This window comes from Sphingobium indicum BiD32 (assembly GCF_000382885.1).
Classification (GTDB): domain Bacteria; phylum Pseudomonadota; class Alphaproteobacteria; order Sphingomonadales; family Sphingomonadaceae; genus Sphingobium; species Sphingobium japonicum_C.
In genome coordinates this window covers 23,147-30,968 of record NZ_CAVK010000002.1, presented here as the reverse complement: position 1 = coordinate 30,968, position 7,822 = coordinate 23,147, and the positions used below count along the sequence as shown (strand labels likewise).

The 7,822-nt window shown below is 64.3% G+C and carries 8 protein-coding genes and 1 tRNA gene; all 9 read left to right on the top strand.

The features are described from left to right. The first annotated feature begins 145 nt into the window (after window positions 1-145). The 9 genes from EBBID32_RS00165 (at window position 146) to EBBID32_RS00125 (ending at window position 7,809) form a co-directional block, all read left to right on the top strand. Window positions 146-628, top strand: a complete 483-nt coding sequence (locus EBBID32_RS00165; protein ID WP_331271093.1) for a MaoC family dehydratase — start codon at window positions 146-148, stop codon at window positions 626-628. A gap of 83 nt (window positions 629-711) precedes the next feature. Then, a tRNA-Ala gene (locus tag EBBID32_RS00160) sits at window positions 712-787 on the top strand. 137 nt (window positions 788-924) lie between these two features. After that, window positions 925-1,911 carry a threonine ammonia-lyase gene (locus EBBID32_RS00155; RefSeq protein ID WP_006948631.1) on the top strand — a complete coding sequence of 329 codons (987 nt, stop codon included), beginning with the start codon at window positions 925-927 and terminating at the stop codon, window positions 1,909-1,911. After that, the gene (locus tag EBBID32_RS00150) at window positions 1,908-2,804 is read left to right on the top strand and encodes a LysR family transcriptional regulator (RefSeq protein ID WP_006948630.1); all 897 of its coding nucleotides are present in this window, start codon (window positions 1,908-1,910) and stop codon (window positions 2,802-2,804) included. Before EBBID32_RS00155 ends, EBBID32_RS00150 begins: the two co-directional genes overlap by 4 nt. A gap of 81 nt (window positions 2,805-2,885) precedes the next feature. After that, entirely contained in the window at window positions 2,886-4,121 is a 1,236-nt protein-coding gene (locus EBBID32_RS00145) for an amidohydrolase family protein (protein WP_037487852.1), read from the top strand. A 22-nt stretch (window positions 4,122-4,143) separates the two neighbouring features. Further along, on the top strand, window positions 4,144-5,646 hold the full coding sequence (locus EBBID32_RS00140) for a bifunctional 3-(3-hydroxy-phenyl)propionate/3-hydroxycinnamic acid hydroxylase (protein WP_006948628.1): 1,503 nt from the start codon (window positions 4,144-4,146) through the stop codon (window positions 5,644-5,646). After that, window positions 5,643-6,074 (top strand): GlcG/HbpS family heme-binding protein, encoded by a 432-nt coding sequence (locus tag EBBID32_RS00135; RefSeq protein ID WP_006948627.1) that lies wholly within the window; start codon window positions 5,643-5,645, stop codon window positions 6,072-6,074. Before EBBID32_RS00140 ends, EBBID32_RS00135 begins: the two co-directional genes overlap by 4 nt. Continuing rightward, window positions 6,071-6,979 (top strand): VOC family protein, encoded by a 909-nt coding sequence (locus tag EBBID32_RS00130; RefSeq protein WP_006948626.1) that lies wholly within the window; start codon window positions 6,071-6,073, stop codon window positions 6,977-6,979. Before EBBID32_RS00135 ends, EBBID32_RS00130 begins: the two co-directional genes overlap by 4 nt. Beyond that, window positions 6,979-7,809 carry a fumarylacetoacetate hydrolase family protein gene (locus tag EBBID32_RS00125; protein WP_006948625.1) on the top strand — a complete coding sequence of 277 codons (831 nt, stop codon included), beginning with the start codon at window positions 6,979-6,981 and terminating at the stop codon, window positions 7,807-7,809. Before EBBID32_RS00130 ends, EBBID32_RS00125 begins: the two co-directional genes overlap by 1 nt. Window positions 7,810-7,822 lie beyond the last annotated feature (13 nt).

Below are 7,822 nucleotides of genomic sequence, written 5' to 3'. Positions count from 1 at the left end.
TCGCTCGAAACGAACGGGCTGTGTGTTCAGCGCGTTCTACGGGGCAAAGAAACGGGGAACCTTCTGTCCTACCGAACTTCCATCTGCTATAACCAACTGTAATCACTAAACTTTCGATAAATTCCCATCGCGCACATGGGCGAAGATCGAAAAGTTAGACCCAAAGGGGGCAAAAATGGCCGGACGCTATTTCGACCAATGGACCATCGGCGACACGATCGCCCACGAAATCCGCCGCACCGTGACCGAGACCGACAATCTCCTTTTCACGACCATGACCCATAATCCCCAGCCGCTTCACCTCGACGCGGAAGCGGCCAAAGCCTCGGAATTCGGCCAGATTCTCGTCAACGGCACCTTCACCTTCGCGCTGATGATCGGCCTGTCGGTGGGCGACACGACGCTCGGCACGCTGGTCGCGAACCTGGGCTATGACAAGTTGGTCATGCCAAAGCCGGTGTTCATCGGCGACACGATGCGCTGCGAATCCGAAGTCACGGACCTGAAGGAAAGCCGGTCCCGCCCCGACGCGGGAATCGTCACTTTCACCCATCGCCTGATCAATCAGCGCGACGAAATCACCTGCCAATGCCTGCGCATGGCGCTGCTCAGGAAGGCACCGGCATAAGCGATGGGCCGTCAGCCAGCGGCGCAATTTTGCGCAAAAGACCGTTGCCAGCCCGATTTCCCTCGCCTATAGCCGCGCACATCGGGGCCTTAGCTCAGCTGGGAGAGCGCGTCGTTCGCAATGACGAGGTCAGCGGTTCGATCCCGCTAGGCTCCACCAATATCCCGGAAAAGCCGGATTTCGCGCACCAGCGAAGTCCGGCTTTTCCTATTCGCGCCCGGCTCCAGTCCGGCCATAATGGCCCTTCTCCCTTATGGCCTGCCGCACTAGACCGGCGACAATAGGGGGATCAGTCCATGACCAACGCGCCTTTCGCCATTACCGCCCATGACGTCGCCGACGCCGCCCGCATCATCGCGCCAGCCGCCATCGTTACGCCCTTGCTGGAAAATGCGGCGCTGAATGATCGGATCGGCCGCCGGGTTTTCCTGAAGTTCGAGGGCGCACAACATACCGGTTCGTTCAAGTTTCGCGGCGCCTATAACCGTCTCGCCCGGCTGAACGCAGCGGAGCGCGCGGCGGGTGTTGTCGCCTGGTCGTCTGGAAATCATGCGCAGGGCGTCGCTGCCGCCGCGCGCCTGCTGGGCATCCCCGCGACCATCGTGATGCCTTCCGACGCGCCCGCGATCAAACTGGCCAACACTCGCGCGCTGGGTGCCGATGTCGTGACCTATGACCGGCATCGCGACAGTCGCGAAGCCATTGCGGCCGAACTGGCAGGCGAGCGCGGCGCGACCATCGTGCCGTCCTTCGACGATCCTTTCATTATCGCGGGCCAGGGGACGGCAGGTCTGGAGATCATGGCGCAGACACAGGCTGCGGGCGCATCGGTCGGGCAGATACTGGTCTGCTGCGGCGGTGGCGGCCTGACTGCCGGGATCGCAACAGCGGTGAAGGCGCAATCACACGATACCGCCATCTACAGCGTCGAGCCGCACGAATTTGACGACACCGCCCGCTCGCTGGTCAGCGGCCGGCGCGAACAGATCGTCCCCGGCGCTCGCTCCATCTGCGACGCTTTGCTGTCGCCCAGCCCCGGCGAACTGACCCTGCCGATCATGCGCGCACTGGTGACGAATGGCCTGACCGTCAGCGACGATCAGGTGCGCGACGCCATGCGTTTCGCTTTCTCCACGCTCAAGCTGGTGGTCGAACCGGGCGGCGCTGTTGCGTTGGCGGCGATGCTGGCGGGCCTTGCACCGCCCTGCGACGGCGAGAGCGTCGTTGTCATGTCGGGCAGCAATGTCGATCCGGCGATGTTCGCGGAGATTATCGCCCGATGATCGACCCCCGTGCCATCCGCACTTTCCTGGCTGTCGTGCGCAGCAATTCGATCAGCGGCGGCGCGCGCCTGCTCAACATATCGCAGCCGTCGGTATCCAACGCCATTGCCCAGTTGGAACAGACGCTGGGCGTGTCGCTGTTTGAACGGTCGCGCAGTGGCATCCTATTGACGCCGGAGGGGGAGGCGCTGCTGCGGCGGGCGGAATCGATCGACAGCCTGCTGCGCGATGCGGAGGCAGAGGTGAGGCTGGCGAGTGCGGGCGTGGCCGGGCCGCTGCGCGTGGGTGGCACGCCCGGCGCCCTGGTCAGCCTGTTGCCGGATGCGGTCCGGCGGCTGGAGGAGCAATTCGGCCAGTTCGCGCTCCATGTGGTGGAACGGCCCGATCATGATCTCGCCGCGATGCTGCACCGGGGCGAGATTGAGCTGGCCTTCGTCACCACCGGGATAGAGGAGCCGCCGGAGGGCATAGAGGAGCGCACCTTCTCGCGCGATCCCTTCGCGCTGATCGTCGGGCGGCAGAATGATCATCTGCCCGCGCGGGTTTCGCTGCGGGAGATGAAGGCGATGCGCTGGGTGTTGCCCGAAGCACGCGGCGCATTCCGGCGCCAGATTGATGCGCTGTTCATGGCCGCTAACGTCCCCGCGCCGCAGGACATCATCCGCTGCGATTCCCTGCTGACGACCAAGGCGCTGGTTCGGGGCAGCCGCCGCGTGACCATATTGCCGATGCAGGTGGCATCGGCGGAGCTGTCGATCGGCGTGCTGCGCGCCATCGCGATCGAGGAAGCGCAATTCCCGCGTGCCATCGGCGTCCGGCAAGTGGCGGGGCGTCGGCTGTCGCGGCTGGGCGCGGCGCTGCTCGACGTGCTTATCCATAGCTCCACGCTATGACATTGCCAAAAATCATTATTTTTGTTGTGGATCAAAATTCGCCATAACAGCGCCAACATCGAGGCTTCGGGAGAGCGCGCCGTGCGGCAACTGATCCGCAACATCAGCATATTCGACGGCACCGGCAGCGCACCCGCGCCCAGCGCTGTCCTGATCGATGGCGACCGGATCGCCGCCGTGCTGCGCGACGACGCGGACATTGTCCAGCTGAGTGTCGATACGGTGATCGACGGTCAGGGCGGCACGCTGATGCCGGGCATGGTCGATTCCCACACCCATCTGACCTGGGGCAGTTCGGTCGAGAAAATCTATCACCAGTTCATCCTGCCCGCCGACGAACTCAAGGTCGCGGCATGGCGCAACGCCCGCGTCCTGCTCGACCATGGCTTCACCAGCGCCTATTCCGCTGGCGCGCTGGGCGATCATATCGAACCCGAACTGGCCCGTGCCATCGCAGCGGGTGAAACACCCGGCCCGCGCCTCGTCCCCTCCACGCTGGAACGCAGCCCGGAAGGGGAAGAGGGCGTTGAGACCGGCGACGTATTCAACGGCCGTGGCGCACAGGCCATGCGCGATTTCGTCGCCTATTGCGCGGACCAGGGCGTCCGGTCGCTCAAGCTGGTGATTTCGGGTGAGGATGCGTTGAAGCCCGGTTCGTCAGGCGACATCCTCTACACCGACGAGGAAATGCAGGCAGCGGGCGAAGCCGCCAGGCAAGCGGGCCTGTGGATCGCGACCCATGCTTACTCGCCCCGCGCCATCCAGTTGGCGCTCGAAGCAGGCGCCCGCATCCTCTATCATTGCTCCTTCGCGGACGAAGCCGCGATCGACGCAATGGTCGCCCACAAGGACCGGATTTTCTACGCCCCCGGTCCCGGTGTATCCGTCGCCGCGCTGGAAGCGACCCCACCGCCCCACATCAATATGGCGTCGATGAAGGCGAGCGCGGCGGAGCGGCTGGAACTGGAGGCGAAGCTGGTTCCCGAACTCAAGCGGCGCGGCGTGCGCGTGCTGATCGGCGGCGACTATGGCTTTCCGTTCAATCCCAATGGCCGCAACGCCCGCGATCTTGAACATTTCGTCACCCGCTTCGGCTTCACCCCGGCAGAGGCACTGAGCGCCGCGACGATGCTGGGCGGGCAGTTGATGGGGCTGGACGTCGGGCAGGTGAAGGCCGGCTATCTTGCCGACCTGCTGCTGGTCGATGGTGACCCGACGCAGGACGTGACCATCCTGCAGGACGCCAGCCGCATAAGGATGATCATGCAGGGCGGCAAATTGCACAAGGCCCCCGTCACCGAGCCGGTAACGGCCTGATACCGCCACCAGAAAGACGATCATGTTCGATGTTGCGATTATCGGCTGCGGGCCGGTAGGGGCCTTTGCGGCCAATTTACTGGGCAAAAGCGGCCTGTCGGTCCTGGTGATCGAGAAGGAAGCAAACCCCTATCCGCTGCCGCGTGCGGTGCATCTGGATCATGAGATGATGCGCCTGTTCCAGACGGCTTGTGTCATTGACAGGGTCGCGGGCGACATGCGCGATACTGAGGGGCATCTGCATGTCGGCGCGGACCATGGCGTCATCAAATATATGGGCACAGTCGGCCGGGCGCGGCCATTCAGTTGGTCCAACGATTATTTCTTCTACCAGCCAGAACTGGAACAGCATCTGCGCGACGCGCTGGCCGGGTACGATAATGTGACTGTCCAGCTTGGTGTCGCGTTTGAAGGCCTGATGCAGGACGCCGATGGCGTCACCCTCCATTTGTCGGGTGGCGACACAGCGTGCGCGCGTTATGTCATAGCCTGCGACGGATCGCGCAGCTTGGTGCGCAAGGCGCTGGACATCACGCTCGACGACCTGGATTTTGAGGAACCCTGGCTGGTGGTCGACGCCGAAGTCGATGGCCCGGTCCGCTTCCCCGACCTGTGGGGCGTGCCCGAAGCGGCCGACCTGCAAAAATTGTCGGTAATGATGTGCGATCCCAAGCGCCCGGCGACGATCGTGCCGGGGCGTGGCAATCACCGCCGTTGGGAATTCATGCTGCTGCCCGGTGAAGACGACCAGGCGATGATGGAACCGCATAATGTTGCAGCCCTTGTCGCGCCCTACCTCTCCGGGGTGCCGCACAAGGTGGTGCGCGCGGCGACCTATCGCTTTCACGGTCTGATCGCCGAGCGGTGGCGGCAGGGCGGCGTCTTTCTGGCCGGCGATGCCGCGCACCAGACGCCGCCCTTTTTCGGGCAGGGCATGTGCCATGGCCTGCGTGACGTGGCCAATCTGGCGTGGAAGCTGGCGGCGGTGGTCAAGGGCGATGCGCCAGATGCGCTGCTCGATACCTATCAGCCGGAACGTGACCCCCATGTCCGCGCAGTGATTTCCGCTGCCGTCGGTGCCGGGCGTTATATTTGCGTGCTGGACCCGCAAGCCGCCGCCGCCCGTGACGCAGAGATGCGCGAAGCGGCCAAGGTCACGCAGCAAGGCACCGCCGCCGACCTGATCCCCGCCATTTCGACTGGTATCGTGGCGCTGGGCACGCCGGGGGCGGGCGAACGTTTCATCCAGCCGCGTGTCGGTGACAAACTGCTGGACGATGTGACCGGCAATGGCTGGCGCTTGTTCACCCGCCACGCTGTCGATGTCGCCAGCGACGTGACCGCCGTGGCCCTCGACACGCTGGACGATGGCGGCGCGATCGCCGCCTGGCTCGACTCGCGGGGGGCCGACGCGGTGCTGCTGCGCCCCGACCATTATGTTTTCGGCACCGGCGAACTGGCGGAACTGATCGCGCTGCGCGACGCGCTGATCGCCGGAACCGTTGCTCAGGAGATTGCGGCATGACGCTTACCCTTGCCCAGGCACGTATGATTATCGACACCGCCCTGGCGCAGCCGCGCGGCGACAACGCCCCGGCGCTCGCCGTCGTGGTGCTGGACGCCGGTGCGCATCCCGTCGCCTTCGCGCGGGAAGATGGTGCCAGCCTGTTCCGCTTCGATATCGCTAAAGCCAAAGCAACCGGCGCGCTGGGCATGGGCGCGGATACCCGCGTCATTGCCGGGCGCGCTGCCAACAACCCGGCCTTCTTTCAGAGCGTGGTGGCCGTCACCGGCGGTCAGCTGGCTCTGTCACCCGGCGGCGTCCTGATCCGTGAGTTGGAAGGTGCGGTGATCGGCGCCGTCGGGATCAGCGGCGACACTGGCGATTGCGACGAAGCTTGCGCCATCGCCGGCATATTGGCCGCCGGTCTGATCCATGGAGATGTCAAATGAAGTTGCGCAGCATCGAATTGTCGCTGCCCGGCGCGGCGGAGGCGGCCGCCTTCCTGACCGACATCTGGGGCATGGCTCCGGCGGCAGTTGAAGGCGCGACCCACTATCTTCGCGGGTCGGGCAGCTATCCCTATCTGGTCGCGCTGGAAGAATCGGCGGACTGCTACGTGCGTTCCACCACCTTCGTCTGCACCGGCAACCGGCTGGAACAGCTCAAGGCATCGGTCAGCGCGGCTGGGCTGGTCGCTGCGCCAGTGGTGTCCGAAGATCCGGGTGGCGGCCATGGCATCATCGTCGAACTGGCCGAGGGCGAATTGTTGCGCTTTCTGGTCGATGCCGACGAAGTCGCACCGATCGAGGGGCATGACCTGCCGGTCAAGCTCACCCATGTCGTGTTCAACAGCGCCGACGCGGAAATGACCGGCCATCTGGTCGAGGACGCGCTGGGCTTTCGCGTGTCGGATCGGACCAAAGGCATGGTGTTCGTGCGCTGCAATGACTCGCACCATTCGACCGCCTTTGCCCGCGCGGGCATTTCCAGCCTGAACCATATCGCGTTCGAGATGGAAGATCTGGACGCAGTGATGCGCGGCATCGGTCGCCTGCGCGATTCTGATTTGGTGCCGGCCTGGGGTCCGGGCCGCCATGGTCCGGGCGCCAATGTGTTCGCCTATTTCATTGCCCCCTTCGGCCCGGTGATCGAATTTTCGACCGCCGTGAACAAGGTGTCCGACGATTATCAGGCAGGCGAACCGGACGACTGGACCTGGCCTGCCGGGCGGATCGACCAGTGGGGCATTTCGACCAAGGATTTCGACGGCCTGCGCGCCGCCGAGGAAAAATTCCGCCATCGCCGCGATTGGGAAGCCCAGCCGCTGGACGTCCTGACAGAGGGAAATATCTAATGCGTTACGTCAGCTTCCGCCGTCCCGACGGCACCGCCAGCTTCGGCCGCATCGAAGGCGAAACCATCGTCGAACTGGCGAGCGATGCCGTGCCGAGCCTGAAGGCAGCGCTGACCGACGGCAGCCTGGCCACGCTCACTGATGGCGCGTCCTTTGCCGCTGCCGATGTCGTGCTGCTGCCGGTCATTCCCGATCCTGCCAAGATCCTGTGCGTCGGCCTCAACTATGCCGAGCATGTCAAGGAAACCGGCCGTGAGCAGAAGGCGCATCCCGCCATCTTCGTGCGCTATGCCGACAGCCTGGTCGCCGATGGCCAACCAATGGTGAAGCCGACCGTGACCGAGCGTTTCGATTATGAAGGCGAACTCGCCGTCGTGATCGGCAAGCCGTGCCACAAGGTCGCTGCTGCCGACGCCATGGCCTATGTGGCAGGCTATAGCGCGTTTAACGATGGGTCGGCGCGCGACTGGCAACGCCACAATATCCAGTTCACGCCGGGCAAGACCTTCCCCGGTACCGGCGGTTTCGGCCCCGCGTTGGTGACACCGGACGAGATTGCCGATCTGGGCGCGCTGCATGTCCAGACCCGGCTGAATGGGCAGGTTGTGCAGGACCAGCCGGTCAGCGACATGATCTGGGATATCCCCACGGTCATCGCATATATTTCCGCATTCACCCCGCTTAGCCCCGGCGATGTCATCGCCACCGGCACGCCGGGCGGTGTCGGCGATAAGCGCACCCCGCCGCTCTACATGAAGGCTGGGGACAAGGTGGAAGTCGACATCGGCACCATCGGCACGCTGACCCACCGCATCATCGACGAAGCCTGATCAATCTACAGAC

Bases quoted from the DNA above. Each gene is read 5' to 3' on its own strand.
- EBBID32_RS00155 (WP_006948631.1), top strand. From the start codon at position 925: ATGACCAACGCGCCTTTCGCCATTACCGCCCATGACGTCGCCGACGCC.
- EBBID32_RS00150 (WP_006948630.1), top strand. From the start codon at position 1,908: ATGATCGACCCCCGTGCCATCCGCACTTTCCTGGCTGTCGTGCGCAGC.
- EBBID32_RS00140 (WP_006948628.1), top strand. From the start codon at position 4,144: ATGTTCGATGTTGCGATTATCGGCTGCGGGCCGGTAGGGGCCTTTGCG.
- EBBID32_RS00135 (WP_006948627.1), top strand. From the start codon at position 5,643: ATGACGCTTACCCTTGCCCAGGCACGTATGATTATCGACACCGCCCTG.
- EBBID32_RS00130 (WP_006948626.1), top strand. From the start codon at position 6,071: ATGAAGTTGCGCAGCATCGAATTGTCGCTGCCCGGCGCGGCGGAGGCG.
- EBBID32_RS00125 (WP_006948625.1), top strand. From the start codon at position 6,979: ATGCGTTACGTCAGCTTCCGCCGTCCCGACGGCACCGCCAGCTTCGGC.